General features: G+C 59.1%; 25 protein-coding genes. 5 read left to right on the forward strand and 20 right to left on the reverse strand.

What is annotated here, in order from left to right; all coding sequences use genetic code 11:
• Nucleotides 1-112: 112 nt before the first annotated feature.
• From QFW87_RS16115 to QFW87_RS16130, 4 genes are all read right to left on the reverse strand, one after another.
• Nucleotides 113-550 carry a DUF3995 domain-containing protein gene (locus QFW87_RS16115; protein WP_283188236.1) on the reverse strand — a complete coding sequence of 146 codons (438 nt, stop codon included), beginning with the start codon at nt 548-550 and terminating at the stop codon, nt 113-115.
• Between the two features lie 173 nt (nt 551-723).
• Complete coding sequence (locus QFW87_RS16120; protein WP_283188237.1) at nt 724-1740, reverse strand: ABC transporter substrate-binding protein; 1017 nt, start codon at nt 1738-1740, stop codon at nt 724-726.
• Nucleotides 1741-1858: 118 nt separating this feature from the next.
• Entirely contained in the window at nt 1859-2062 is a 204-nt protein-coding gene (locus tag QFW87_RS16125) for a hypothetical protein (RefSeq protein WP_283188238.1), read from the reverse strand.
• A complete protein-coding gene (locus tag QFW87_RS16130; RefSeq protein ID WP_283183994.1) occupies nt 2062-2532 on the reverse strand; it encodes a hypothetical protein in 471 nt (156 codons plus the stop codon). The genes QFW87_RS16125 and QFW87_RS16130 overlap by 1 nt, the downstream gene beginning before the upstream one ends.
• A gap of 414 nt (nt 2533-2946) precedes the next feature.
• On the opposite strand from QFW87_RS16130, the gene QFW87_RS16135 reads away from it, so the two are divergent.
• Both QFW87_RS16135 and QFW87_RS16140 read left to right on the forward strand, forming a co-directional pair.
• The gene (locus tag QFW87_RS16135) at nt 2947-3195 is read left to right on the forward strand and encodes a hypothetical protein (protein ID WP_283184554.1); all 249 of its coding nucleotides are present in this window, start codon (nt 2947-2949) and stop codon (nt 3193-3195) included.
• A 157-nt stretch (nt 3196-3352) separates the two neighbouring features.
• Complete coding sequence (locus tag QFW87_RS16140) at nt 3353-3583, forward strand: hypothetical protein (protein ID WP_283183993.1); 231 nt, start codon at nt 3353-3355, stop codon at nt 3581-3583.
• Between the two features lie 171 nt (nt 3584-3754).
• Here QFW87_RS16140 and QFW87_RS16145 read toward each other — a convergent pair whose 3' ends face one another.
• Together QFW87_RS16145 and QFW87_RS16150 are read right to left on the reverse strand one after the other, a co-directional pair.
• The gene (locus QFW87_RS16145; protein ID WP_283183992.1) at nt 3755-4333 is read right to left on the reverse strand and encodes a hypothetical protein; all 579 of its coding nucleotides are present in this window, start codon (nt 4331-4333) and stop codon (nt 3755-3757) included.
• Complete coding sequence (locus tag QFW87_RS16150; RefSeq protein ID WP_095133458.1) at nt 4326-4958, reverse strand: hypothetical protein; 633 nt, start codon at nt 4956-4958, stop codon at nt 4326-4328. Before QFW87_RS16150 ends, QFW87_RS16145 begins: the two co-directional genes overlap by 8 nt.
• Nucleotides 4959-5300: 342 nt before the next feature.
• On the opposite strand from QFW87_RS16150, the gene QFW87_RS16155 reads away from it, so the two are divergent.
• Nucleotides 5301-5540: a DUF2789 domain-containing protein gene (locus tag QFW87_RS16155; RefSeq protein WP_283183991.1), complete on the forward strand. Its 240-nt coding sequence runs from the start codon at nt 5301-5303 to the stop codon at nt 5538-5540.
• A 43-nt stretch (nt 5541-5583) separates the two neighbouring features.
• On the opposite strand, the gene QFW87_RS16160 is transcribed toward QFW87_RS16155, so the two are convergent.
• The 14 genes from QFW87_RS16160 to iolC all read right to left on the reverse strand — a co-directional run bounded on the left by QFW87_RS16160 (nt 5584) and on the right by iolC (nt 23480).
• On the reverse strand, nt 5584-7188 hold the full coding sequence (locus QFW87_RS16160) for a methyl-accepting chemotaxis protein (RefSeq protein ID WP_283184553.1): 1605 nt from the start codon (nt 7186-7188) through the stop codon (nt 5584-5586).
• A gap of 201 nt (nt 7189-7389) precedes the next feature.
• On the reverse strand, nt 7390-7794 hold the full coding sequence (locus QFW87_RS16165; protein WP_007907888.1) for a TraR/DksA family transcriptional regulator: 405 nt from the start codon (nt 7792-7794) through the stop codon (nt 7390-7392).
• Between the two features lie 328 nt (nt 7795-8122).
• Nucleotides 8123-9145, reverse strand: coding sequence for an ABC transporter permease (locus QFW87_RS16170; protein ID WP_008153855.1), 1023 nt, complete (start codon nt 9143-9145; stop codon nt 8123-8125).
• Nucleotides 9146-9202: 57 nt separating this feature from the next.
• Nucleotides 9203-10768: a sugar ABC transporter ATP-binding protein gene (locus tag QFW87_RS16175; protein WP_283188239.1), complete on the reverse strand. Its 1566-nt coding sequence runs from the start codon at nt 10766-10768 to the stop codon at nt 9203-9205.
• A gap of 70 nt (nt 10769-10838) precedes the next feature.
• Nucleotides 10839-11765 (reverse strand): sugar ABC transporter substrate-binding protein, encoded by a 927-nt coding sequence (locus QFW87_RS16180; RefSeq protein ID WP_283183989.1) that lies wholly within the window; start codon nt 11763-11765, stop codon nt 10839-10841.
• Between the two features lie 138 nt (nt 11766-11903).
• Nucleotides 11904-12974: a Gfo/Idh/MocA family oxidoreductase gene (locus QFW87_RS16185; protein WP_283188240.1), complete on the reverse strand. Its 1071-nt coding sequence runs from the start codon at nt 12972-12974 to the stop codon at nt 11904-11906.
• Nucleotides 12975-13134: 160 nt separating this feature from the next.
• The gene (locus QFW87_RS16190) at nt 13135-13995 is read right to left on the reverse strand and encodes a sugar phosphate isomerase/epimerase (protein WP_283183987.1); all 861 of its coding nucleotides are present in this window, start codon (nt 13993-13995) and stop codon (nt 13135-13137) included.
• Nucleotides 13996-14140: 145 nt separating this feature from the next.
• Nucleotides 14141-15166, reverse strand: coding sequence for a Gfo/Idh/MocA family oxidoreductase (locus tag QFW87_RS16195; RefSeq protein ID WP_283188241.1), 1026 nt, complete (start codon nt 15164-15166; stop codon nt 14141-14143).
• A gap of 42 nt (nt 15167-15208) precedes the next feature.
• The gene (iolD, locus tag QFW87_RS16200) at nt 15209-17140 is read right to left on the reverse strand and encodes a 3D-(3,5/4)-trihydroxycyclohexane-1,2-dione acylhydrolase (decyclizing) (RefSeq protein WP_283188242.1); all 1932 of its coding nucleotides are present in this window, start codon (nt 17138-17140) and stop codon (nt 15209-15211) included.
• 148 nt (nt 17141-17288) lie between these two features.
• Entirely contained in the window at nt 17289-18110 is an 822-nt protein-coding gene (locus tag QFW87_RS16205) for a TIM barrel protein (RefSeq protein ID WP_283183985.1), read from the reverse strand.
• Nucleotides 18111-18135: 25 nt separating this feature from the next.
• Nucleotides 18136-19638, reverse strand: coding sequence for a CoA-acylating methylmalonate-semialdehyde dehydrogenase (locus QFW87_RS16210; protein ID WP_283183984.1), 1503 nt, complete (start codon nt 19636-19638; stop codon nt 18136-18138).
• Nucleotides 19639-19682: 44 nt separating this feature from the next.
• Nucleotides 19683-20492, reverse strand: coding sequence for a 5-deoxy-glucuronate isomerase (gene iolB, locus QFW87_RS16215; protein ID WP_283183983.1), 810 nt, complete (start codon nt 20490-20492; stop codon nt 19683-19685).
• Nucleotides 20489-21382 carry a myo-inosose-2 dehydratase gene (gene iolE, locus QFW87_RS16220; RefSeq protein ID WP_283183982.1) on the reverse strand — a complete coding sequence of 298 codons (894 nt, stop codon included), beginning with the start codon at nt 21380-21382 and terminating at the stop codon, nt 20489-20491. Before iolE ends, iolB begins: the two co-directional genes overlap by 4 nt.
• A gap of 160 nt (nt 21383-21542) precedes the next feature.
• The gene (gene iolC, locus QFW87_RS16225; protein ID WP_283188243.1) at nt 21543-23480 is read right to left on the reverse strand and encodes a 5-dehydro-2-deoxygluconokinase; all 1938 of its coding nucleotides are present in this window, start codon (nt 23478-23480) and stop codon (nt 21543-21545) included.
• Nucleotides 23481-23791: 311 nt separating this feature from the next.
• On the opposite strand from iolC, the gene QFW87_RS16230 reads away from it, so the two are divergent.
• Both QFW87_RS16230 and QFW87_RS16235 read left to right on the forward strand, forming a co-directional pair.
• Nucleotides 23792-24712 (forward strand): MurR/RpiR family transcriptional regulator, encoded by a 921-nt coding sequence (locus QFW87_RS16230; RefSeq protein WP_283183980.1) that lies wholly within the window; start codon nt 23792-23794, stop codon nt 24710-24712.
• A gap of 71 nt (nt 24713-24783) precedes the next feature.
• The gene (locus QFW87_RS16235) at nt 24784-25395 is read left to right on the forward strand and encodes a glutathione S-transferase (protein WP_283183979.1); all 612 of its coding nucleotides are present in this window, start codon (nt 24784-24786) and stop codon (nt 25393-25395) included.
• Nucleotides 25396-25479 lie beyond the last annotated feature (84 nt).

Genomic DNA, 25479 nt, shown 5'->3' on the forward strand with positions numbered 1-25479 from the left:
CTTCGCGAGCAAGCCCGCTCCCACAGTTGATCTCTGTCAGACACAAAATCTGTGTTCACTGAAAATCCAATGTGGGAGCGAGCCTGCTCGCGAAGAGGCCGGCCCTGGCAACTCAGATCCAGGCAACGGCCAACAACCCCGCCCCCAACACCACGCACAACGGCGAATACGCCCAGGTGTCGAGCCGGGCAAACTTCGAATCCTTCACCTGCTTGAAGAACCCTATCAAATTCGAATCGCCGATCGCCCTGGCGAACATCAGCATCGCAATCGCGCTGATCACCCATTGCAGCGACCAGTGATGCACCGTCGGCAGATACAGGCCGACCCGCATGCACACCAGCATCGCTATCAGCAGCAACCCGACTGCCACCAGCAAAGTGGCAAAGCCTGAAGGCTTGAAGGCCGGCCTGGGTTCTGCGCCGTCCTCCGCGGACATTCGCGGGACCGCCGCCTCGCTACCCAACTTGCCACCTGCCGCCCAGTACAGGTGGATCAGGCTGATCAACAGGAAGATGGCAGCCATCCATTGCGCGATCAATAGGCTCATGTTCGGACTTCCAGCGTGAAATGTCGCAGCAGGATGAACTTCCTTGAACGATTTTGTAAGGGTATTCGTCATCGGCGATGATAAAGTGCCGCTCCATGAAACTTGCTCGAACTGATCGCATGCGGCGGTGCGCGATCCGACTTGCTCGCGAAGGCGCCATCAAACTCACCGCATCACTTCAACTCGGCAGAGACTTTATCCGCCACATCCTTGGGCACCCAGGCCTGCCACACGTCCGGGTGCGCCTTCATGAACGCCTCTGCCGCCTGCCGTGGCGGGGTGTGTTTTTCGCTCATCTCGGCCAGCGCCTTGTTCAGCGGACCGATTGGCAAGTCGACCTTGCTGAAGAACTCGGCAATCTGCGGATACTGCTTCTGGAATGGCGTGGACACGCCAATGGATAGCTTCGAGGGCAGTGAGCGCGTCGGTTTCGGATTCGGGTGGTCGGCGTCGGTGAGGGTCTTCCAGGCTTCGGCGTCGAACGGCGGCTCTTCGAGCTGAATCAGTTTGAAGCGGCCGAGCAATGGCGTAGGCGACCAGTAATAGAACAACACCGGTTTGCCGCGACGAATCGAAGAACTGATCTCCGCATCCAGTGCCGCCCCCGAACCACTGCGGAAATTCACATAGCTGTCGTCCAGCCCATACGCCTTGAGTTTCTGTTTGTTGACCACCTCCGACGTCCAGCCGATCGGGCTGTTGAGGAAGCGCCCCTTGCCCGGGGATTCCGGATCACTGAATACCCCCTTGTAGCGCGGCAGGTCGCTGACACTGCGCAAATCCGGCGCCAGCGGCTTGATGCCTTTCGCAGGATCGCCCTTGATCACATATTCGGGCACCCACCAGCCTTCGGTGGCGCCCTTGACCGTATCGCCGAGGCTCACGACTTTACCTTCGGCCTCGGCCTTGACCCAAACCGGACTGCGACCGGCCCACTCTTCGCCAATCACCTGAATGTCATTGTTGGCCAGTGCGGTCTCCAGGGTGATGGTCGTCCCCGGCAAGGTATCGGTCGGCAGCCCGTAGCCCTTCTCGACGATGATCCGCAGGATATCGGTGATCAGGCTGCCGCTTTCCCAGTTCAGGTCGGCGAAGTGGATCGGCGCCTGGGCAGCGAACACCGGAACGGGTGAAGCCAACAATCCGAAAGTGGCCAGGGTAGCGGCCAGCAACCGTCGAAATCCGTTCATGCTTTTGCACCTCGTGCTGTTCACAGCAATAGCAGGATGGCCTGGCAGAAGACCGCAAAGCCTCTGAATACTCAGTCAACTGACTGTAGTAGAGGTTCCTGCTTTCGAGGGAGGTCAATCAGTTTTCGGGAGGTTCCTGCAAGCGCGCCAGCGCTCTTCGTACCATGCTGGCGTATTCCGCCGGACGCAACGTATAGATCTGTGACGCCACCCAACCCAGCCATGCACCTTGCAAAACAGCCTTCTGGTCGAACAGCCGCTGGGCTTCGGCTTGCGCACTGGTCTGGTTCTGTTCGTGGAAGTCGGCGCGGGTCAGGGGCATTATTCGCTGGCCTTGAAGGTGACCAGTTCCCCTTTGCGCCACTTGGCAGCCTTGGCGGTCACGGCTTTCAGGGTTTTGGTCAGGCCTTCCTGCAACTGTTGGTGAGCGGCGAACACCATCACCGCGCTATGACCTTCCTTGAACACGATCCCGTGGCCATCAGCGGTGGTGACGAACGCGTAATCACCCAGGCCGTAAACCGTCAGTTTGATTTCGCGGAACTTGATGTCCAGCTTGCCGCCTTCGCGACTGGGTAATACAGAGGCGCTGAAATGATCGCCGACCTTGAGTTTAAGCCCGGGTTTGTCATCAACCACTAGCGCCTCTTCGGTGTCGATCTCGGCAATGTAAATGCCTTCAGCGTTCTGTTCGGTGATGTAAACAAAACGTGACTGGAACTGTTTAACCAGCTTTGCGCGCAAATCACCCAGCACGAACAAAGCATGCATATCGAGATTACTTACTGCCAAGGAAACATCCCCACATCTGAAAATGATGCTGCACGCAGGAAAATAGCGCACAGCAGAAAAAAGCGGCAATGCCGAAGGTGTCGCAAAAAAGACCCGGGTTGAAATCCTGAAACGAGCAGAGGGCTCATCCATCGCGAGGTTTGAGAAGACTACTGGAACAACACTCACGTCGTCTTGCCTGGCGTTCGTCAGAGGTTGAAGGAAAAAGCCCTCCCGACGGCCAGAAAAACGGGACTACCAACTTTAGGGAAAATGCTCTTTAAAAAAAGCACTTTTCCGACATATCGCCAGCAAAAAATTGCTTTAGATGAACGTCGATCGCCAAACACTGACGGTGATTCTAGAGCAGCGATGCTCATCGAGACTACCCAAAACCACGTACACACGTCGGTAAAACAACGAAAAGGACTTCATATGTGCACGCTGACACATTTTGCTCACCCTCAGGCGCCCAATACGAACAGCTCGGGGACACTGCCCCCAGGGATGTTTCAACCGCATGAATACTACCCTGAAGAGCTCGCCCGGCCACGCTTTCAGGTCATTTTGGCCGGCAATGCCTTTTTTCATATCAAGGAAATTTCCACCGGCCGCGTCAGAGGTTTCCGCGGCAATCATAACGAAGCCTGCGCCCTTGCCCGCTGGCTCGAGTTACGCGGTTGACGGTCCCGCCAAATTCATTTCCATAGACGCTTCGTCATGCCGGCGACTTAACTCAGCCGCCGGCATGCAACTACTGCCATACTGCCCGACCAATGAAACCCGTCCCCAGGGTGGGCGGCGTTCAAAACAACAGAATATTTCAAGGGAAGGCTGCTACGTGACGGAATTTGATATCGGTGAATTTTTTATCCGGGGCGAAGCCAGAGAAGTCGAAGGCGAATTCCAGGCAGTCATCATCATGCGTGCCAAACCACCGCTGACCACCGTGACCTATCACCAGGTCGAGAAGGATCGCTGGTTCAAGACCTCGGACGCTGCCGCCGTTGCCGCCCTGGATGCCGCCAAGGCGCTGAAGGTTGCCGTCGATGAAGGTGCATTGAAAGCCTGAGATGGGGTGGACGAACCCGGGAACCGGCAATGAACAGCGCGTTTTTCATGTCCATCAGCGCGCTGTATCAGGCTAAAACCTGCCTCGCCGGCAGGGTCGGCACCTCGACCCGAGAGATGCCTGCGGCGTGCCAACCTTGCACAGGTTGCACGCCTTCCTATCGATAACCAATCAGATCAGCTTGCGCTTGACCGCTTCATCCAGCGTGCTTTGGGTCAAGTGCTTGAGCAGCACGTCCCCTCGTTCATTGAACGGCAACCCAACAATCAGCAGGATCTGCAACCAGGTGCGAGTGCTCTCCTGTTTGACGATTTTGCCCAGCACGTTGCCTTCCTGATCCTTGAACACCGTTTCCAGCGTGAAGGTATTGCTGAATGTCGTCGGGATCACGAAGAACGTGAACCCCGTCAGCCAGGCACTGGCGATATTGCCCTGCTCGTTGTTGGTCAAGGTACTCGTGACGTACAGGTTCGAGTCGACTTTGTCGGTGGTCACGTTTTTGAACTGTCCGGATTCCTTAAAGGTTTCCAGCATGTTCTTCTCCACCAGCGCCGCATTGCCCACGCCACCCGAGAGTTCGCCGTTGAACTGCTGCTGAGTGGTCACGTGCAGATAAGCACTGGGCTTGTCTTGTCTGGCCTGGGCCGGCGGCCACTGATCCACCGGTGGCAAGTCATGCTGGGAGTAGGAAATGCAGCCGGTCAGGGTGCTGCTGACCAACACCAGTACAACTAAAAAGTATTTATTCATGTGCTGCCAATTCCTTTGACGGTGTACGCAGTTGAGGGGTGGCACCGGCCAGCAATTGAGCGATCAACTCGCGCAACTGGCTACCGCCCAGGCGGGGATTGAGATAATCGGCGTTCCACAGTCCGACATTCTTGTCGAGCTTGACCTGCTCGACAGACCTGGCCAGTTGCTTGCCCTGACGGTCTTCGATGATCAGTTCGCCCGCGAGGTCGTATTTGTCGACGTAAATCGGACCGTCGACCCAAATCCAGAGGGTCAAGGTCACTAGCGCACCGGGAATGTAAGCCGGGTGCATGGTGCGTTTGCCTGCGAGCGAGGTCAGGTTGAATTTGAGCACCACGTCATCCTCACCGGCCTTGGCTGGGAACACCACGATTCGCTTGAAGTAATCGCTTTTGTCGACGTAGGTGCTGATCTGCTCGGTCAACTGCCGGCTACCGGCGACACGTACCTTATCGTCCAGCTCCGGGGCGGAGATCACCACGTCACTGATCTCGGCACTGCGATCAAGGGTGGATGGCGCGGGGTTCAAGGGTTCGCCGATGGGACCCAGCGGGGTGAAAGACACACAGCCAGTCAATGACAGGCCAAGCGCAATGGCCATCAGATAAACAAGACGCTTCACTGCATACATCCTTTTAATGCGGGATCGGGGATGCGTCGGTTCGAAAGAAAATCGTGCGAGGGATGGGCAATTCAGCACTGAACGGCAGTAAACCTGGGGGACCGAGTGTCGCCTACATCCTTGTTCGAACTCTTTGAATGGCGGCTCAGTGACGCCAAAAACGCGACGGCATCGTAATCGTTGAAACCCCGACAGGCAATAGCCTAGTGCCACCATGGTGGCGAATCCGCAGAAAGCTGCTAAACCCCTATCGAACTCTTGGCGCGCGGTTCCCTCAGATGCAATGACACTGCACTGCCGATTGCGCACTCGATGCGACTGAATACTCTCAAGGAGATGAAGATGGATTCAACTACACACGACTTGAAAGGTTTGTTCGACCAACTCGGTCTGGACTCCAGCGAGAAGGCCATCGACGATTTCATTGCCAGCCATTCACCCCTGGCCGACGACAAGAAACTCATCGATGCCGAGTTCTGGACCCCGCAGCAAGCAGGCTTCCTGAAAGAACAATTGCGTGAAGACGCGGATTGGGCGCGGGTAGTCGACGACCTGAACCTGCGCATGCATCAGATTCACTAGCCTGCATCGCGACTAGTGCACGCATTCCCCTGTAGGAGGGGCCTCAACGAGGGCTTTCCGGCTTATAACCCAACCGTAGACCACCCCAATGCCGGCCCTTGAGCATGATCGGCACCGAAAGGTCGTGCATCAGTTCACCGGTGTCGCGGGTGTAGGTTTGCAGCAGTACGGCCTGCTGGTGACTGCCGCAGCGGATTCCGGTGCGGTCGGCGAACTTGCGTTTGGTGCGGTTCTGCAAGGTATCGACCTGCGCATCACCGGTCAGGGGTTGGCTAAAGACCTTGTTGTGGGTCGGCACATAGCCCTGCTGCGTACAGGCGATGGCAAACACCAGGCCTTCATGACGCGGCAACAAGGGTTCCTGGATCGCCGGCAAGACCTGATCGGCGTAGCGATCGAAGCGGGTCTGGTACTTGGCCGGGCTGGTGTTGGGAATCGTTTGGTAATTGCGGTCAAACAGATCTTCGAGGCTCACGCGGCCCTCGTCGATATCCGCTTCAAAGCGCGCCGCGATCTGACTCGCGCCTTCGCGGGCCAGGTCATAAATCCGTTGGTGGTAGTCATCCAGCCCGACTTCGGCGAGGCGTTCGCTGATGGTTTCCGCCTGACCTTCCATTTGCACGGCGGCCTGGGCCAGGCGCTGGGTCTGTTGGTCGCTGATCGCCAGGTCGCTGCGCATCTGTTCGATGGCGTGAAACAAGCTATCGAGTTGTTCGCGGTTGGTGTCGGCGCCCCTGGCGATTTCCCCGACCTGGCTTTCGACGCCGGCAGCCAGACGCGCAATGTTCTCCAGGTGCTGACCGGTGTGCTCGACCTGCTCGACACCAGTGTCGAGGTCGCTGGACAGTTGACGGATCTGCTCCACCACTTGCGCGGTGCGTCGCTGAATATCAGCGACCATTTCCCCGACTTCGCCAGTGGCCGTCGCGGTGCGCGCGGCCAGACCGCGAACCTCATCGGCCACCACCGCAAATCCGCGACCATGCTCGCCGGCCCGCGCCGCCTCGATAGCCGCGTTCAATGCCAGCAGATTGGTCTGGCTGGCGATGGACTGGATCACCAGGGTGACCCGTTGGATATCATCACTGCGCAGGCTCAGGGCTTCGATCAGTTCACGGCTGTTACTGGCGCGCTGACTGAGTTGATGCATACGGGCGATGGACTCGATCAGCTCCGTACGTCCTGCCGCGCTGCTCCGATGGGCCTCGCTGGCCGCACTGAGGGCTTCCCGGCTGAGTGTCGAGGTGGCTTGTTCGGTCGCGATCATCACTTCGGCGTTGCTGACAATCTGCGCCGCGGCACCGAGCTGCGATTGCAGTTTGTCGGCCAGTTGCTTGACCGAAAAGGCCACACCGGCGGCAGACAACGCGTTATGACTGGTGGTGTAGGAAAGATCGCGAGTCAACTCGGCAATCGCGCTGGCGCTGTCGACGGGGAATGCCTGCGGGATGGCGCGCGAGCGCAAGCGAGGTAGCCAGATAATCAGCACGGCCAGTGGCAGGCCAAGGTAAAGCGACCAGCCGCCCAGCGTCATGCCGCACAACAAGAGCATCAGGGCGATGCTTTGCAGAGTCGGCGTCAGCCAAAGGTTTTTCGGCAAAAGTACGGGTGCAGACACTGCTGCAACCACAGATCCGTCACGCGTCATCTTCGTCATCCCCCGAGTCATTCTAATTGTTGTATCGGCATTAAACGCCACCACAAGGCCATTATCTATGGTCCATTAGTAGTGGGCATTGCAGCAGATCAATAGAAGTACGCGGGTTTTTCGCAGACGAAAAAAAGCATCGCGGGCAAGCCTTGCTCCTGACAGGAGTGAGGCTTGCCCGCGATGCGGGGCGTTACGAAATCAGGCCTGACGCTGGTGCTTGTCGATCTGTTCGTGACGCTCTTGAGCTTCGATGCAGTATTTGGTGGTCGGGCTGATCAGCAGGCGCTTCAGGCCAATGGCCTCGCCGCTGTCGTCGCACCAGCCAAAGCTGTCTTCCTTGATGCGTTCCAGAGCCTGTTCCAACTGAGGCAGCATGCGTTGGTCGCGATCGATCGCGTTCACCAGCCAGGTGCGCTCTTCTTCAACAGAAGCCGCGTCGGCCGGATCGGCCGGGGTGTCCAGGCTTTCGATGGCGATGCGGTTCTGTTCGATGCGCTCATGGGTTTCGACTTTCATGTTCTGCAACAGCTCAGAGAAAAAAGCATGTTGCTCGGCATTCATGTAGTCATCCGCCGGCATGGCCAGCAACTTGTCCTTTGTCATTGATATCTCTATAAAAAAACGTGCATTAAGGCGAATTAGGGAGCGTTCCGGCTGACCTGGGTTGGTCATCGGAACGGCGCCGTTTAATTCCAAGCGCCACCCGGCACTCAATTTACGAGGGGCGGCAGTCTAAGGCCGACTTGAGGCCTCAGCAACTGAAAAGACAGCGAATTTGTCCGACAAAGCCCTGAAAGTGCTCTACGGCAGTCTTTGCGATGGTTATCGGAGTGCGTTTATAGCAAGAAATTCAATCGAGCGGCTGTATATAGAAGACAAACGGCTGCGCCACGCGGGTCAGGCGTGGCGCATTGGCTGCTTTATCTGAGGCTCAGCGCTTGAGTTTGCGCTTGTTGCGGTACTGATCGATGACCACTGCCACCACAATGATCAGGCCTTTGATGATGTCCTGGATGTAAGCATCGACGCCGACGAAGGTGAAACCGCTGGCCATGACCCCGAGGATCAGTGCGCCGATGACCGTACCGGTGATGCGCCCTACTCCGCCGGCCAGGCTGGTGCCGCCGATCACTGCTGCGGCAATTGCGTCCAGCTCATAAGACATGCCCATCCCGGCTTGCCCGGTCGCGGCCCGTGCCGACGCCACCACACCCGCCAGACCTGCCAGCAACCCCGCGATGCTGTAGACGATCACCAGATGCCGCTTGACGTTGATCCCCGAAGTACGCGCCGCCTGCATGTTGCCGCCGATGGCGTAGGTGTACTTGCCGTACTTGGTGTAACGCAGGGCGATGTGAAAAATCACCGCGACCACCAGGAAAATGATCACCGGCATCGCGCCGTGTCCGATAGCCGTGTAGGAATCCGAGAGCATGCTCACCGGTTGGCCTTCGGTGTAGTAACGCGCGAGGCCACGAGCCGAGACCATCATACCGAGGGTGGCAATGAACGGCGGGATACCGGTAATGGCAATGATGCTGCCGTTGATGGCCCCCGCCAGCAGTCCCACCCCAAGCCCGGCAATCACTGGAATCCACACTGGCAAGTCAGTCAGCGACGGGAATACCGCCCGAGCGAAGTCCGACGTCTGGGCCAGACTGGCAGCGATCATCGCCGACAGCGCCAGCACCGAGCCGGAAGACAGGTCAATGCCGGTGGTGATGATGACCTGGGTCACGCCGATCGCCAGCAGCCCGATGATCGACACCTGCAGGATCATCAGCACCAGACGCTGGGAGTTCATCAGGAAGCTCTGGTCGCGCACGATCCAGCCAAACACTTCAAAGACCAGGCCGATGCCAATCAGCACCAGAAAAATACTCAATTCGGTCGGAAAGCGCCGGCGGCTCTTGACCGGTGCGGTTGCTGGCTTGTTTTCCAGTATCGCGTTCATAAACACTCACCCTTCTATCGCGTCGCCGACGCTGGCCACAACCAGCGCCGGCATCCATTAGTGAACCGCGGACATGCCCGAGGCCAATTGCATCACTCGTTCCTGGGTCGCTTCGCTGCGGTCGAGGGTGCCCATCAGGTCACCCTCGTGCATGACCATCACCCGGTCGCTCATGCCGAGCACTTCCGGCAGCTCCGAGGAAATCATGATCACCGCCATGCCTTCGCTGGCGAGGTAGGAGATGAGTCGGTAGATCTCGGCCTTGGCGCCGACATCGATACCGCGGGTCGGCTCGTCGAGAATCAGGATTCGTGGATTGGTCATCAGCCAGCGTGCCAGCAAGGCCTTCTGCTGATTACCGCCGGACAAGGTGTCGATGCACTGCTCCAGCGACGGTGTTTTCACCCGCAGCTTCTTGCACATGTCTTCGCACAAGGCGCGCAGGGCTTTTTGCTGGATGAAACCGTGGCCGGCGTAATGCGGCAACACCGCCATTTCCATGTTCTCCAGCACCGACAGGCACGGGAACAGGCCGCTGAGCTTGCGATCTTCGGTCAGTAACGCGAAGCCCTTCTCGATCGCCATGTGCGGATCGCTGATGCGCACCACTTCGCCGTCAAGACGAATTTCGCCACCGTCGCTCGGGGTGATGCCGAAAATCGCTTCGGCAACGTTGGTCCGCCCCGAGCCCATCAACCCGGCGATGCCGAGGATCTCGCCGGCGTGCAGGTCGAAGGAAACATCCTTGAAAATGCCGTCCAGTTTCAGGTCACGCACCGACAGCAACAGATCGCCGATCGGCTTTTCACGCACCGGAAACAACTGACTCAGCTCGCGGCCGACCATCATCGAAATCAGGCTGTCGCCGTCCATGCTGTCGGCTCGCTGCAGGCCGATGTAGGCGCCGTCACGGAACACCGCCACTTCATCGGCGATGCTGAACACTTCGTTCATTTTGTGGGTGATGTAGATGATGCCTTTGCCCTGACTCTTGAGGTCGGCAATGATCGAGAACAGATGCGCGACTTCCTTGTCGGTGATGGCCGAGGTCGGTTCATCCATGATCAGGATGTCGGAATCGTAGGACACGGCTTTGGCGATCTCGACCATCTGCCGTTCGGCGATGCTCAGGTTGCCGACCTGCTCTTCCGGATCGAGGTTGATCCGCAGGCGTTCCAGCAGTTTCGCGGTGCAGCGATGCATTTCACGGTGGTCGATCATGTGGAAACCGTTGAGCTGCTCACGGCCGATCCAGATGTTCTCGGCGATGCTCATGTGCGGCATCAGGTTGAGCTCCTGGTGGATCATCGCGATCCCGGCCTGGAGCGCTGCCAATGGCGTTTCGAAAACCACCGGTTTGCCTCTCAGGCGCAGTTCACCGGCGTCCGGCTGATAGATGCCGGCAATGATTTTCATCAGGGTGGATTTGCCTGCACCGTTTTCGCCCATCAGGGCCAGCACGGAACCGGGGCGTACCCGAAGCTGCACATCGGACAAGGCCACCACACCGGGAAATCCCTTGCTGACGTTGATGATCTCCAGCAGGTACGGCTCATCGACAGGTGTTGCAGCTGGCTGGATACCCACCAACGGGGTGCTCGAAGCAGTCGCTGAAGCGAACATGATCAGGTACTCCATCAGCAAGGTCGCGGTCGCAACCTTGCGTATTTATTGTTGTTATTGAACGGACGGGCTATTTGAACGTGTCGACGTTTTGCGGGGTGATCAAGCGGTATGGCACCCACACGGCCTGTTCAACCGGCTCGTTCTTGGCCATTTTCACAGCGGTGTCGATCGAACCGTCGGCCTGACCCTTGGCGTCCTGAAACACCGAGACGGCCAGGGAGCCCTTCTTCACCGCGTTCAAACCGTCGGGCGTACCGTCGACACCGGCGATCAGCACGCTACCCTTTTCGACACCCGCCTGTTGCAGGGCCATGGCCGCGCCAATCGCCATCTCGTCGTTGTTGGACACGATCGCGTCGAACTTGCGGCCCTGGGTCAGCCAGTCGTTGACCAGGGTCATGCCCTTGTCCCGCGACCAGATGCCGGTCTGCTCTTGCTCGATCTTGATGTTCGGGTATTTGGCCAGAACGTCCTTGACGCCCTTGGTGCGGTTGGTGGTGGAGTTGTTCGCGAGGTCGCCCAGCAGAATCACGATGTCGCCCTTGCCGCCCATTTTGTCGGCCAGGTACTGCATCTGCATTTCACCGGCCTCCAGATCGTTGGAGGCGACAGTGACTACGCCTTTGGGCAGCTTCAGGTCATCGGGGCGGCGATTGACGTAGACCAGCGGGATGCCGGCCTTGACGGCGGCTTCAGTGATTTTCCTGGTGGCGGCGGTATCCACCGGGTTGACCACGATGGCATCGACCTTCTGGCTGATGAAGCTTTCGACCTGGCTCAACTGCTTGACCACGTCGCTGCGGGCGTCTTCGAATTGCAGCTGCACGCCCTCGGGATAGGACTTGGCTTTCTTGTCCATGGATTCGCGCAGGTAGGTCAGCCAGGTGTCATCGAATTGGGACATGCTGACGCCGATCTTCATATCGGCGAGCGCCGCGCCACTGGCGAACATCAGGGACAAGGCAAGTGAGGCGAAGCGGGTCTTGGTCTTCATGAAAAGTCTTTCTCCACATTCTTGTTGGTTTTATGGATGAGGCGTGACGATTTCAGTAAGCAGGCAAGCGGGAAAAGGGTTGAAACAGGTTGCGAGGCAGGTCGCTGAAAATGACTTTATTGGAAAATAATTTCTATATCAACTCATTTTAGAATTTTGTTCTGATTTTATTCCATGGCTCTTGAACGGGCTCAATTCCACCACTTGATGCCGCTCGAAGCTCAGTCGCGCAGCGTCTAGCACGCGGGTGGTCGCCAGTGCATCACGGGCGTCCACAGGCAGTTGGCCTCCGCTCTGCAACGCGGTTTGTAGCTGTAAATAGAACTGATTCCAGCAACCGCGCTCGGAGGGAACCCGCTCGCGCACTTCGCCCTGTTCGAACCAGCCCCAGCGGCGATGCTCTTCAACGCCCCAGCGCTCACCTTCGGATTTTGGCGAGAGCCCGGCGAGTGCCGATGCTTCTTGCCCGTCCAGACCATCGACGCTGTAACAACCTTGGCAGCCGGTCACCCGAAAGCGCGGGCCGGGGGTGTTTTGCAGGCAACTGCCGCCCAGGTGGGAGGTGACGCCACTGGCATGGGTCAGGGCCACAAAGAAGCCGTTATCGAAGACCTGGCCTTTTTCCAGGTAATCCAGTTCGGCGTAGACCCGTGTCACCGGGCCGAACAACAGCAACGCCTGATCCACCAGGTGGCTACCGAGATCGCGCAGGAAGCCACCGCCACTGCCGTTGTTCACCGCCTGCGGTGAATAACGCTCGATCCGCGATTCGAAACGGGTGACCTGACCCAACGCACCGGATTCGATGAGTTTGCGCACGGTCAGGAAGTCCGAATCCCAGCGACGGTTCTGGTAGACGCTGAGCTGCACACCCTGGCGCTCGGCCATGGTGATCAGGGTTTGGGCTTGCTGCGCGTCAGCGGCGAACGGTTTATCGCTGACCACCGCCACACCGTGTTCGATGCCATCGAGCACCAGTGCCGGACGGCCCTTGAGCGGAGTGGACACCACCAGCACATCGATCCCGGCCTCCACCAGTTGGCCGATGCTGTCGAACGCTGGCACCCCTGGGTGCTCGGTCGCCAGCAACTGTCGGCGCTCAGGCGAACGGGTGACCACACCGACGAACGTCGCCGCCGGCAAACTGCTGATCAGCGGAGCATGGAAAAACCGGCCACCATGGCCGTAACCGACAAGTCCGATACGCATGAATCAACTCCTTTTTATTGTTATGTAAACCACTCACTGGACACACACGGCCCTTGTGGGAGCGAGCCTGCTCGCGAAGGCGGCAGCACAGTCAATATTGATGTCGCCTGACACGCCGCTTTCGCGAGCAGGCTCACTCCCACAGGGTGTTGTGTAGGTCTTAGCGACAGAGTTCGCTTTTGACCCGTTCAAGCATCATCCGGTTGGACTCATCCGGCCGGTCTTCCCAGGCAAACACCGAGACCGTAGCGATGCCGTCGAACTGAATCTCGCGCAAGGTGCCGAAAAACGCATCCCAATCGACCTCACCCTGACCGATGTCCAGATGCTGGTGCACGGTGGCAACGACACCCGGCGGGTTGACGATGTAGCGCAACCCGGAAGAAGCCTTGTGGTTGTAGGTATCGGCGATGATCAGGTGGCTCAGCTTCGACCCGGCATACTTGAGCATCGAGGCGATATCGCCTTTGCCGTCGTCATAGAAGAAGGTGTGCGGCGCCGCGTAAAGGTAGTTGATCCACTCGCGATCCAGACCGCGAATGATGTCCACCGATTCGTTGTTACGCTCGCAGAAGTCGTAAGGATGAGCCTGAATATCAAGCTTGATACCTTCGCGCTCGAACTCCGGAATCAGCTCGTCCATGGAGCGCATGAACTGGTTCTCACAGACCAGCGAGTTGTCTGACTGGCCGGTGAACTCGGTGTTGACCAGCTCGCAGTCCATCTCCACGGCAATCTGGATCGCCCGTTTCCAGTTGCGTACGGCGGCAACACGCAGGCCTTCGTCGGCAGCGGCCCAGTGGTACATCGGTAACAAGGAAGAGAGCTTGACGCCGTTGTCGCTCAGGGCTTTGCGAAATTCCTTGATTCGCGCTTTGTCGACCCGCGGAGCTTTGTAGAACGGCAGGAAATCTTCCCGGGGCGAGAGTTCGATGTGTTCGTAACCGAGCTCGGCGACCTTATCGACCATCTTGCCCAGGGACAGGGTGCGGTACATGTAGGGGTCTAGTGCGATGCGCATGTTCTTGTTCTCCTTCACCAATGCCTCTGCCACAACACCCCCCTTGTGGGAGCGAGCCTGCTTGCGAAGAGGCCTGTACGCTCAACATCAATGTTGACTGACATTACGCCTTCGCGAGCAGGCTCGCTCCCACAGGGATTGGTGTTTAGCCGTAGAAGTGTGGGCGGTCTGGCAGGCCGACTTTGACGATCGCCCCGCTGTTCTGCGCCTCGATACACGCATCCGCCGCCACCGCCGCCGCAAACCCATCCCACGCCGAAGGACCACCGACCTGCCCGACCCGCACACCATCGATGAACGCCTGCAACTCAATGTCGTACGCCGCGATGAAGCGATCCTTCCAGTCCATCAGAATCGCGTTGGACAACTTCGCCCCGCTGCGCAACTGAACCTGCGACGGCTCGGGGAGTTTGGCGATGCCGGTCTCCCCCACCACTTCACACTGGATGTCGTAGCCGTATTGGCAGTTAACGAACACCTCCACGTCGATGCGCGTGCCCTTGGCGGTTTCCAGCAGCACGATCTGCGGGTCTTTCAAATGCGCGAGCGCCTTGCTGCTCTTGCGCGGGAACACCACTTGCACCGACACGTAATCGTCCTCGAGCAACCAGCGCAACACGTCCAGCTCATGGATCAGCGTGTCGGTGATCGCCATGTCGGTCTTGTAGTTTTCACCCACGGTCGGGTTGCGGTGCGCGCAGTGCAACATCAAGGGCTCACCAATCTGACCGCTGTCGATCACGGCTTTCAGTGCCCGATAACCTTCGTCATACGGGCGCATGAAACCGACCTGGACCAAGCGTTTGCCGTGGGCCACTTCGGCCTCGACGATTTTGCGGCAGCCTTCAGCAGTGACCGCCAGCGGCTTCTCGCAGAACACCGGCTTACCCGCCGCAATCGCCGCCAGCACGAACTCTTCGTGACTCGGGCCCCAGGAGGTGACGAGGATCGCTTCGACCTCCGGCGCCTTGATCAGCGCGTGGCCGTCGGGATAAACCTCGGCGGTCAGCTTCAGGTCGGAAACGACCTTCGCGGCTTGTTGCAAATTGATGTCGGTGACCGCGACCACCTGGCTGTTGAGCAAGGTCTGGCTGCAACGACGGATGTGATCCTGGCCGATGGCCCCGGTACCAATGACGCCGATCCGCAGTGAATTAGAGAGCAATGACATGAAGATTCTCCTGTGAAAATTTGTTGTTGGTGTCAGGGGCAATCAGTACTGACGGGCCTTGGCCAGTCGTTCATTCAGGGTCTTGGCCACTGCATCGGTGCGGGCGCTGGTGGAGACTTGCGCCACGCCGACCCGCCACCACGACAGGTATTTGTGAATCATGGTTTTGGGCAAGACCTTGATGTCGATCAGCGTCGACACGGTCTGCAATCGCGCATCGGCCAATGCCGCGTTCAGTTCTTCGACCGTGTTCACTTTGTAGGTTTTGCAACCATAGGCCGCCGCGCTCATGGCGAAATCCACCGGCACGAAACCGCCGTCGAGCTTGCCGGTTTCCAGATTGCGGAAGCGGAACTCGGTGCCGAAGCTGTCCATGCCGTGTTCCATCTGCAGGTTGTTGATGCAACCGAAAGTCATGTTGTCGAGCAACACCACGTTGATCTTGCGTCGCTCCTGAATCGAGGTCGCCAGCTCCGAGTGCAGCATCATGTAGGAGCCGTCGCCAACCAGCGCGTAGACCTCGCGATCCGGCTCGGCGAGTTTCACGCCCAGTGCGGCGTTGATCTCGTAACCCATGCAGGAATAGCCGTACTCGACGTGATAGGTGTTCACGCCCTTGCTGCGCCAGCTGCGCTGCAAGTCACCGGGCAAGCTGCCGGCGGCGGCGACGATCACGGCGTCATCAGCGAGGGTTTCATTGAGCACGCCAAGCACGCGGCTCTGGGTCAGGCAGGAACCGGTCAGCTCGATGAATTCGCGCAGCACCGCCGGGTCCATGTGGTCGTTGATTTCCGGGATGAAGTCTTTGCTCTGGTATTCAACCTGATAGATGCGGTCGACTTCCTTGTCCAGTTGCGCCTTGGCTTGACGCGGTTGATCACCCCACGCAGAACGGTAATCGCCCAAGGTTTCAGCCAAGGCTTGCAGCCCGACTTTGGCGTCCGCCAACAGTTGCACACCGTCGAGCTTCAGGGCATCGCACGGGCTGATATTGAGGTTGAGGAATTGCACGTCCGGATGCTGGAACAGGGATTTCGACGCTGTGGTGAAATCGCTGTAGCGGGTGCCGACACCGATGATCAGATCCGCATCCCTGGCCAACAGATTCGCCGCCAGGCAGCCGGTTTCACCGATCCCGCCAACGTTCAGTGGGTGACTGGACACCACCGCACTCTTGCCTGCCTGGGTTTCGGCGAAGGGAATATCGAAGCGCTCGGCAAACGCTTGCAACGCGGCATTGGCGCCAGAGTATCTGACCCCGCCACCGCAAATGATCAGCGGCTTGCGCTTGCCTTTGAACAGCGCCAAGGCATCGCCGAGCATCGCTTCGGTAGCCGGACGGCGCTCGATGCGGTGCACGCGTTTTTGCAGGAAGTAATCAGGATAGTCATAGGCCTCGGCTTGCACGTCTTGCGGCAAGGCCAGGGTCACCGCGCCGGTTTCGGCGGGGTCGGTGAGCACACGCATGGCGTGGATTGCAGCCGTCATGAGTTGCTCGGGACGGTTGATGCGGTCCCAGTATTTGCTCACGGCCTTGAATGCGTCGTTGGTGCTGATGCTCAAGTCGTGGAACTGCTCGATCTGTTGCAACACCGGGTCTGGCTGGCGACAGGCATAGACATCGCCGGGCAACAGCAGCAAGGGAATGCGGTTGGCGGTCGCCGTCGCGGCGGCGGTCAGCATGTTCGCCGCGCCCGGCCCTACCGATGAGGAGCAGGCGTAGATCTTGCGCCGCAGGTGTTGCTTGGCGAAACCGATGGCCGCGTGGGCCATGCCTTGCTCGTTGCGCCCCTGATGGACGATCAGGTCACCGCTGTCCTGCTCCAGGGCCTGGCCCAGGCCCAGCACGTTGCCGTGGCCGAAAATGGTAAAGATCCCGGCGACGAATTTGCTTTGAACCCCATCGACCTCGATGTACTGGTTATCGAGGAATTTCACCAGGGCCTGGGCCATGGTCAGTCGTGTCGTAGTCATAACCGATCCTTCAATACACGAAGAAACCTTTGTGGGAGCGAGCCTGCTCGCGATTGCGGTGTGTCAGGCGCTATCAATGTTGAATGTGCCGCCATCATCGCGAGCAGGCTCGCTCCCACAGTTGATTTCCATCAGCCCGAAAGTGTTGTCAGGCCAGAGATTTTTGCAGGTGTTCCATGCTCGCGCCGATCGCCTGCTGGATATCCGCCAGGCCATGGACGCTGTCGGCAAACGGTTCGAACGACAGGTAGCCGCTGTAACCACTGCTGAGCAAGGTGTCGATTTGCGCCGCGTTGCCAAGGATGTCGCCCTCGCCCACCAGCACCCGGTGGCCGTCGCGAATGGTCGCCAGCGGTGCCTCGGCATCCTCGACACCGGAGATGTGCACCAACCCGGTCAGCTCGGGGAAGAACTCATGCTCGCTGGCCAGGTGATGGTGAAAGGTGTCGTGAACCAGACAGAACACATCCAGCCCGCCGATGTCCTTGATCGCGTCCACCGCCGTGCGTTTACGGCGCAGCGAGCACTCTTCGAAACCCAGCGGTTCGATGAAACCGAGAATGCCGTGTTCACGCAGGATCGGCGCCAGCTCAGTCAACGCCGTGCGCAAACCTGAAGCACGTGCGGCCTCGTTCCGCGGATCGGCACGGTCGTTGAGCGGACACATGACCAACCCCTGTGCGCCGCAATCACGGGCATAAGCAGCCAGCTTCAAGGCGTGTGTGCGGCGCTCGTCATTCCACACATCAAACGGATACAGCGCGTTGATCGACAGCACCGTAATGCCTTTGGCGGCACACAACTCACGGACGCGCTCGGGTGCGGTGCCGTCTTCGATCTCGACGCCTTTAAGGTCGTTGCGAATTTCGATGGCGTCGGCCTTGAGGGTCACCGCCAGCTCGATGAACGCGGGCAGGGACAAACGTGGGGCGACCATACGGTTCAGGGCGAAACGCAGGGGTTTGCTCATTATTGTTGTTCTCCGCACAGGTGAATTAGTTGGCCGTTGGCATGCTGAATTCAGGGCCTTTGGCAATGCTGTCGGGCCAGCGCTGCATCACGCTTTTGTAGCGGCTATAGAAGCGGATGCCTTCTTCGCCGTAAGCGTGGTGATCACCGAACAGCGAGCGTTTCCAGCCGCCGAAAGAGTGCCAGGCCATCGGCACCGGAATCGGCACGTTGATGCCGACCATGCCGACCTTGATCGTGCTGGCGAAGGCTCGGGCGATGCCGCCATCGCGGGTGAAACAGGACACGCCGTTGCCGAACTCGTGGGCGTTGATCAACGCGACGGCACTGGCGAAGTCCGGCACGCGAACGATGCCCAGTACCGGGCCGAAGATCTCCTGCTGGTAGATGCTCATCTCAGTCGTCACGTTATCAAACAGCGTCGCGCCGACGAAGAAGCCGTTCTCGGCGCCGGGCACCTTGAACCCACGACCGTCGACAATTAGCTGGGCGCCCTGGGCCACGCCTTCGTCGATGAAACCTTCGACTTTGGCCTTGTGCTCGGCGGTCACCAATGGCCCCATATCGCTGTCGCCCTTCAGGCCGTTGCCGACTTTCAGTTGATCGATACGCGGCAGCAGTTTGGCAATCAGCTGGTCGCCGACATCGCCCACCGCCACGGCAATCGAAATCGCCATGCAGCGCTCGCCGGCCGAGCCGTAAGCCGCGCCAATCAAGGCATCCGCCGCTTGATCCAGATCCGCGTCAGGCATGACGATCATGTGATTCTTCGCCCCGCCCAACGCCTGCACGCGCTTGCCGCGGGAGGTGGCTTGCTGGTGGATGTACTCGGCAATCGGCGTCGAGCCGACAAAGGAAATCGCCTCGATGTCCGGGTGTTGCAGCAAGGCGTCGACCGCGGTTTTGTCACCCTGAACCACGTTGAACACGCCGTCGGGCAAACCGGCTTCGCTCAACAGACGGGCCATCAGCACACTGGCGGACGGATCGCGCTCGGACGGTTTGAGGATGAAGCAGTTACCGGTGACCAGCGCCAGCGGGATCATCCACAGCGGCACCATCACTGGGAAGTTGAACGGTGTGACGCCGGCGCACACGCCCAGCGGCTGACGCAGATTCCAGTTATCAATGCCGCCGCCGATGTTGTCGCTGAACTCGGTTTTCAGCAGGTTCGGCGCACCGCAGGCGTACTCGACGATTTCGATGCCCCGGGTGACTTCGCCCTTGGCGTCCGAAAACACCTTGCCGTGTTCGCGACTGATGATTTCTGCCAGTTCATCGTGATGTTGGTCGAGCAATTCCTTGAACTTGAACATCACCCGCGAACGGCGCAGGGACGATTGTTCGGACCAGGCCGGAAAGGCTTTCAGGGCCGAGGCGACGGCTTCGTCGACGGTCTTCTGGCTGGCCAGCCCGACGCGCGCCTGAACGCTGCCGGTGGCCGGATTAAAGACGTTGCTGAATCGTTCGCTGCTGCTGTCTTGCACTTGACCGTGGATGTAATGGCCGATGACCGGGGCGTCGCTCATTGATCGTGTTCTCCGTGCAGAGGTTGGAATTCAGGCTTTTCAGTTCAGAGATCCAGCAGCCAGCTGTGCTGCGGATCGTTATGGAACTGCCAGACCCGTTTCGGGCCGGCCATCACGTTCAAGTAGTACGACTCGTAGCCGTACGGCACGCTGACCGGGTGATAGCCCTTGGGCACGACCACGAGGTCGCTGTTTTCCACGGCCATGGCCTGATCGATACTGCGATCGTCGGTGTAGACCCGCTGGAACACGAAGCCCTGGGGCGGGTTGATCTGGTGGTAGTAGGTTTCCTCAAGAAAACTCTGGTGCGGCAAATCCTCGGTGTCGTGCTTGTGCGGCGGGTAGCTCGACGAGTGACCCGACGGCGTGCGCACTTCGACCACCAGCAGCGAATGGGCCGGCTCGGTGTCCGGCAGAATGTCGCAGACGTAACGGGTGTTGGCGCCTTTGCCGCGCACGCTGCGTTTCATGGTGTCGGGTTTGATCAGCCGTGGGCCGAGGCCGTTGGTGGTCGAGCAGGGGGCGGCGCACACGGCGATTTGCACATCGCTGAGCGCGACCACTTGCGCCTGACTGCCGGGTGGCAAGTACGCGGCGAACGGGGATTTGTCTTCGAACACTGACTGACGATCGCCGATGTTGTCCCAGTCGAACGCGCCCTGCCCCGGCGCTTCGCCCTTGATGCTGACTCGACCGCTGAGCAGCACCAGGCACAGTTCTTTTTCACCGGCCGACACCGGCAAGGTCTCGCCCAGGCTCAAGCGGTAAGCGGCGAAGCCGACGTATTCCAGCTCACCTTTACCCAGCTCGACCATGGTCCGGCCATGGGCGTTGCTTTTGACCAGCAGGCTCATAATGCAATCCTCTCGTCGAGCAGCGCACGCAAGGTGTCGTAGCCTTTTTTGGCGTAGACGTAACTTGGCGCCACCGCGGGATCCTGCTCGGCTTCGACCACCAGCCAGCCGTGGTAACCGGCCGCCAGCAGCACGTCGAGCAAGGCGCCGAAATCGATATCGCCATCGCCGGGCACGGTGAACGTGCCGTTGATGATGCAGTCCGGGAAGCTCCACAGGTTGTTGCGTGCCAGTTGCACCACCGGTTTGCGCACGTCCTTGAAATGCACGTGGCAGATACGTTCGATGTGTTTGCGCAGCACCTGCAACGGCTCGCCGCCACCCATGTAGCAATGGCCCGAATCGAACAGCAGACCGACTTCACTGCCAGTCAACGCCATCAACTTGTCGATGTCTGCCGGGGATTCGACGTAGGCACCCATGTGATGGTGGTAGGCCAGACGGACGCCTTGGGACAGGGTGAAGCGCGCCAGTTCGGTGAGCTTGTCGGCGTATTCCTCCCAGGCGTGTTCGGTGTGGAATCGCGGGCGTTCAACCAGAGGAATGCGCTGGCCTTGAATGGAGTCAGCGACTTCACCGTACACCAGCACCTTGGCGCCATTCTTCGCCAACAGCTCGACATGGCTGCCGATGGCATCGATTTCTTCGGCCACCGAGCGGCGGGCCAGACGGCTGGAATACCAGCCGGACACCAGGGCCAAGTCGTATGGCCGCAGCACGTCACCGACGCCTTTGGCATCCTTGGGGAACTTGCCGTTGAGTTCGAAACCTTCGTAGCCGATTTCCTTGCCTTCACTCAGGGCGGTGCTCAGCGGCGTCTCGCCACCGAGTGACGGCAGGTCGTCGTTGCTCCAGGAGATCGGGTTGATGCCAATTCGAATAGCGGGCATGGCTGCACCTTTTATTGTTTTAAACACATCAGTAAGAGCGATACAAAACCCCTTGTGGGAGCGAGCCTGCTCGCGATAGCGGTGTATCAGGCGCCTTCAATGTTGACTGTCAGTCAGCTATCGCGAGCAGGCTCACTCCCACAGGTATTGCGGTGTTCCATCAAGCGCGGGCTGTGCGCCAGGCATCGATCAATTCGACGAAGGTGTCCTGCACCTGACGGATCAGCGCTTCATCGTCGATTTCACCGGCCATCCACGCGCGGCTCGGCTCCTGGAAAATCGTCCGACCGACTGCAAACCCGCGGCAAGTCTGGCTCTGTCTGGCCTGTTGAAACCCTTCGGCCAGTGCCGATGCCGGTGCATTCAGGCCCAGCAGCACCACGCCTCGGCAGTACGGATCACGCTCCTGAATCAGTTCGTCGAGTTGTTTCCACTCCTCGGCGCTCTGCGCTTCGATCTTCCACCACGCCGGGTAAATGCCCAGGTTGTAGAGGCGTTTCAGGGCGCGATACAGAACGTCCGGATGGGTCGATGGATGATCCTTGGGCGGGATGATTTCCAGCAGCAGCTCATGACCGCTGACTTGGGACGCCTGGTACAAACCCTTGATCTGCGCTTCCTGTTCCAGACGCAGCAGCGGCTCGTCGTCGGGATGGAATTGCACCAGGCACTTGATGATTTGTTCCTGCGGCCAGGCAATCAGGTTGCTGCCGATGGAGCGCCCATGTTCGAAGGCCAATGGCCGCGAACCCTGCACTTCCACCGGACGCGCCACCCACCAGCCGCGACCGGTGGCGGCGTTCAGCGAGTCCTGGCCGAAGCGTTGATCGGCCAGCAGCCCGACATCGGCCTCGATGCCCTGCTCGCGCAAATCGGCTTCGACCCGTTCCACAGCCTTGATAAACAGTTGCTTGAGTTCGCCGATGGCGTTCAGGTCGCGACCGCCCTTTTGGGCCAGTTCCACCAGTTGCCCGCGATGGTCGAAGGCAAAAATGAACAGCTGCTTCCACTGTTTGCGCGGCACGCTGACCTGATGCAGACGCTGCAACACCGCGTCCTGATCCGGCCGGGTAATCGGCACCGGACTGTTAAACAGATAATCGAGTTCGGCACGGGTCGGCATGGCCGGTGCGCAGGCATGGCGCGACACCACCAGACCGCCGCAGGCATTGGCCAACTGGCAGCAGCGCTCGTCGCTCGCATCCTCGAGCCAGCCGCTCAAGAAACCGGACATGAATGCATCGCCGGCGCCCAGCACATTCAACACTTCCACCCGCACGCCGGGGTAAATGGCGCCGTCTTCAAGACGTACCGGAATCACCCCGTGAATCACCGTGCAGCCCTGCGGGCCGAGCTTGACCACCAGGGTCGCCGCGCTCAGGCGCCGCACATTGCGCAGCGCGGTGAGCAAGTCCTCGGAACCGCCGGCAATCAGGAATTCTTCTTCCGTGCCGACGATCAGGTCGAAACGCGGGAGGATTTTCTGCACATGCTGGCTGACGTTCTGGTCGGCGACGAAACGGGTTTCGCCGTCGGCCTTGCCGGCCAGGCCCCAGAGTACTGGGCGATAGTCGATGTCCAGCACCCGTTTGACGTTGTGCTTCTCGGCGTAATCCAGCGCCTGGATGCTCGCCTTGTAGACGCCATCGGTGGAGAAATGGGTGCCGGTGATCAGCAAGGCTTTGCTGGAAGCAATGAAGGCTTCGCTGATGTCTTCGGCCCGCAGCGCCATGTCGGCGCAGTTTTCGCGGTAGAAGACCAAAGGAAAGGTTTCGCGATCCTTGAGGCCCAGCAGGACCATGGCGGTCAGGCGCTCCGGATCGACCTTGATCCCGCTGACGTCGCAACCTTCGCGGGCCAGGGATTCCACCAGGAAGCGGCCCATGTGGTCGTCCCCTACCCGGCTCAGCATCGCCGACTTCAGGCCCAGCCGAGCCGTGCCGAAGGCGATGTTGGCGGACGATCCACCGAGGTATTTGGCGAAGCTTGAAACATCTTCCAACCGCGCCCCGACTTGCTGCGCATAGAGGTCGACGCCCAGGCGCCCCAGGCAAATCAGATCCAATTGACGCCCACTGGCAAAACGAGTCTGGCCCATGCTGGCTCCTGTTATTTTTATCATCCTGCGTTCGGGGCGATGGCCGCGCCGAACACTCTTGGTGGATGCAGACTAAAACGTACGGGACCGAACAATCAATAATTATTCTAAATATTTTTTACGTGGAATATTTTTTCCAATAAACTTTGATACAGGCGTTTCAGCGGCAGTGCATCGTTTCAGCACACCTCGTACTGACCGCAAGCTCAAGATTTTATTCCGGCCTACCCTGTAGACTGCGCACAGCCAACCTATTGTCAGGGGATGACGCCATCCGTCCTCCCTATAAGAACAAGCCAGAAGGATTCCTTATGACCCGCACCGATCAGCCGGCGACGACCGAGAGCACGCCCGACAGCGATCTCGCCAGCCCCCCGATCAATGCCGAGCGTCTGCTGCAACTGATCACCCACGAATACGAAAGCCTGCCGCGTCAGCTCAAGCGCATCGCCAGTTACATGAGCCAGCAGAGCGACCGGATCATGGTCGACCGCATCAGCGACATCGCCCGCGAGTGCGAAGTGCACCCCTCGGCGATCGTGCGGTTTTCCCAGCGTTTCGGGTTCAGCGGCTTCAGCGAAATGCAGGCGCTGTTCCGCGAGGCCTATACCCACAAGACCACGCCGGTTCAGAACTACCAGCAGCGCATTCGCAGCATGATCGCCAACAAGTCGCAGAAGGCCAGCGGCGGCGACCTGGCGCGCGAGTGCATCAATGCGACCCTCTCAGGCATCGAACGGCTGGGGCTGGAGCTCGATGATCAGGCCTTCGACAAGGCCGTCGACCTGGTGGTGAACGCCGACAACATCTACGTGGTCGGGGTGCGTCGTTCGTTCGCGGTAGCCGACTACCTGGTCTACAACCTGCAACACACCAACAAGCGTATCCATCTGGTCTCGGGGCTCGGCGGCAGCTACCGCGAGCAGATGCGCAGCGTGCGCGCCAATGACCTGGTGATCGCCATCAGCTTCACGCCCTACGGCAAGGAAACCCAGCATTGCCTGCGAATCGCCCAGCATAATCAGGCAAAAACCCTGATCATTACCGACAGCAACCTCTCGCCTCTGGCAAAACGCGCCAACACCGTGCTGCTGGTCAACGAAGGCAGTTCGTTTGCCTTCCGTTCGTTGAGTGCGACGCTGTGCCTGTGCCAGGCGCTGTTTATCGCCGTGGCCTATCGGCTGGAATTGAAGGTCGATGAGATTCACGAACAGGTCGGCTTCGAAGATTAGCAGCACGCCGTTTCCAGCTCGCTGAACCTCAGCTAAGGTAGTCCAAAATGGACATCTGAAGGAGCGGTTCTATGAAGCTGATCGGCATGCTGGATTCGCCGTACGTGCGGCGCGTCGCCATCTCCGCCAAACGCCTTGGCATCCCACTGGAACACCAGTCGGTTTCGGTGTTTCGGCATTTCGAGCAATTCCAGCAGATCAACCCGGTGGTCAAGGCGCCCACCCTGGTGCTCGACGACGGTGAGGTGTTGATCGACTCGACGCTGATCATCGATTACCTGGAAGCCTTGGCCGGTCCTGGCAACAGCCTGATGCCCGACGATCTCGATCAACGCCTGCGCTCATTGCGCCTGATCGGCCTGGCACTGGCAGCGTGCGAAAAGTCCGTGCAGCTCTACTACGAACGCAACCTGCGGCCAGCGGAGATTCAGTTTGAACCGTGGGTGGAGCGGGTTGAAGGGCAATTGGCGGCCGCCTATTCGGCGCTGGAGCGAGAGCTGGAAATGCAGCCGCTGAAGACTGACGGGACGATTGCTCAAGACGGGATTACGTTGGCAGTGGCCTGGAGTTTCACCAATCTGGTGGTGCCGGATCAGGTGGATGTGAATCGGTTTCCACAGATCAGTGCGTTTACCGAATATGCCGAAGGGCTTGAGGATTTTGTCAGTACACCGATTGAGTAGACAGGTTTGTTGTGCCTGCTCGCGATATGGCGGACTACCAGTCAACATCATTGTAAATATCATTCACACAAAAACGCCGCTTCC

The sequence above is a fragment of the Pseudomonas sp. PMCC200344 genome, from assembly GCF_030053095.1.
In the GTDB taxonomy this organism is placed as follows: Bacteria; Pseudomonadota; Gammaproteobacteria; order Pseudomonadales; family Pseudomonadaceae; genus Aquipseudomonas; species Aquipseudomonas svalbardensis.

Excerpts from the sequence above, each read along its gene's own strand:
- QFW87_RS16230 (WP_283183980.1), top strand. The coding sequence starts at position 23,792 with ATGACCCGCACCGATCAGCCGGCGACGACCGAGAGCACGCCCGACAGC.
- iolC (WP_283188243.1), bottom strand. The coding sequence starts at position 23,480 with ATGGGCCAGACTCGTTTTGCCAGTGGGCGTCAATTGGATCTGATTTGC.
- QFW87_RS16185 (WP_283188240.1), bottom strand. The coding sequence starts at position 12,974 with ATGCGTATCGGACTTGTCGGTTACGGCCATGGTGGCCGGTTTTTCCAT.
- QFW87_RS16170 (WP_008153855.1), bottom strand. The coding sequence starts at position 9,145 with ATGAACGCGATACTGGAAAACAAGCCAGCAACCGCACCGGTCAAGAGC.
- QFW87_RS16115 (WP_283188236.1), bottom strand. The coding sequence starts at position 550 with ATGAGCCTATTGATCGCGCAATGGATGGCTGCCATCTTCCTGTTGATC.
- QFW87_RS16235 (WP_283183979.1), top strand. The coding sequence starts at position 24,784 with ATGAAGCTGATCGGCATGCTGGATTCGCCGTACGTGCGGCGCGTCGCC.
- QFW87_RS16195 (WP_283188241.1), bottom strand. The coding sequence starts at position 15,166 with ATGTCATTGCTCTCTAATTCACTGCGGATCGGCGTCATTGGTACCGGG.
- QFW87_RS16165 (WP_007907888.1), bottom strand. The coding sequence starts at position 7,794 with ATGACAAAGGACAAGTTGCTGGCCATGCCGGCGGATGACTACATGAAT.
- QFW87_RS16160 (WP_283184553.1), bottom strand. The coding sequence starts at position 7,188 with ATGACGCGTGACGGATCTGTGGTTGCAGCAGTGTCTGCACCCGTACTT.
- QFW87_RS16205 (WP_283183985.1), bottom strand. The coding sequence starts at position 18,110 with ATGAGCAAACCCCTGCGTTTCGCCCTGAACCGTATGGTCGCCCCACGT.
- QFW87_RS16190 (WP_283183987.1), bottom strand. The coding sequence starts at position 13,995 with ATGCGCATCGCACTAGACCCCTACATGTACCGCACCCTGTCCCTGGGC.
- QFW87_RS16175 (WP_283188239.1), bottom strand. The coding sequence starts at position 10,768 with ATGTTCGCTTCAGCGACTGCTTCGAGCACCCCGTTGGTGGGTATCCAG.
- iolE (WP_283183982.1), bottom strand. The coding sequence starts at position 21,382 with ATGCCCGCTATTCGAATTGGCATCAACCCGATCTCCTGGAGCAACGAC.
- iolB (WP_283183983.1), bottom strand. The coding sequence starts at position 20,492 with ATGAGCCTGCTGGTCAAAAGCAACGCCCATGGCCGGACCATGGTCGAG.
- QFW87_RS16135 (WP_283184554.1), top strand. The coding sequence starts at position 2,947 with ATGTGCACGCTGACACATTTTGCTCACCCTCAGGCGCCCAATACGAAC.
- QFW87_RS16155 (WP_283183991.1), top strand. The coding sequence starts at position 5,301 with ATGGATTCAACTACACACGACTTGAAAGGTTTGTTCGACCAACTCGGT.
- QFW87_RS16210 (WP_283183984.1), bottom strand. The coding sequence starts at position 19,638 with ATGAGCGACGCCCCGGTCATCGGCCATTACATCCACGGTCAAGTGCAA.
- QFW87_RS16120 (WP_283188237.1), bottom strand. The coding sequence starts at position 1,740 with ATGAACGGATTTCGACGGTTGCTGGCCGCTACCCTGGCCACTTTCGGA.
- QFW87_RS16180 (WP_283183989.1), bottom strand. The coding sequence starts at position 11,765 with ATGAAGACCAAGACCCGCTTCGCCTCACTTGCCTTGTCCCTGATGTTC.
- iolD (WP_283188242.1), bottom strand. The coding sequence starts at position 17,140 with ATGACTACGACACGACTGACCATGGCCCAGGCCCTGGTGAAATTCCTC.
- QFW87_RS16125 (WP_283188238.1), bottom strand. The coding sequence starts at position 2,062 with ATGCCCCTGACCCGCGCCGACTTCCACGAACAGAACCAGACCAGTGCG.
- QFW87_RS16145 (WP_283183992.1), bottom strand. The coding sequence starts at position 4,333 with ATGAATAAATACTTTTTAGTTGTACTGGTGTTGGTCAGCAGCACCCTG.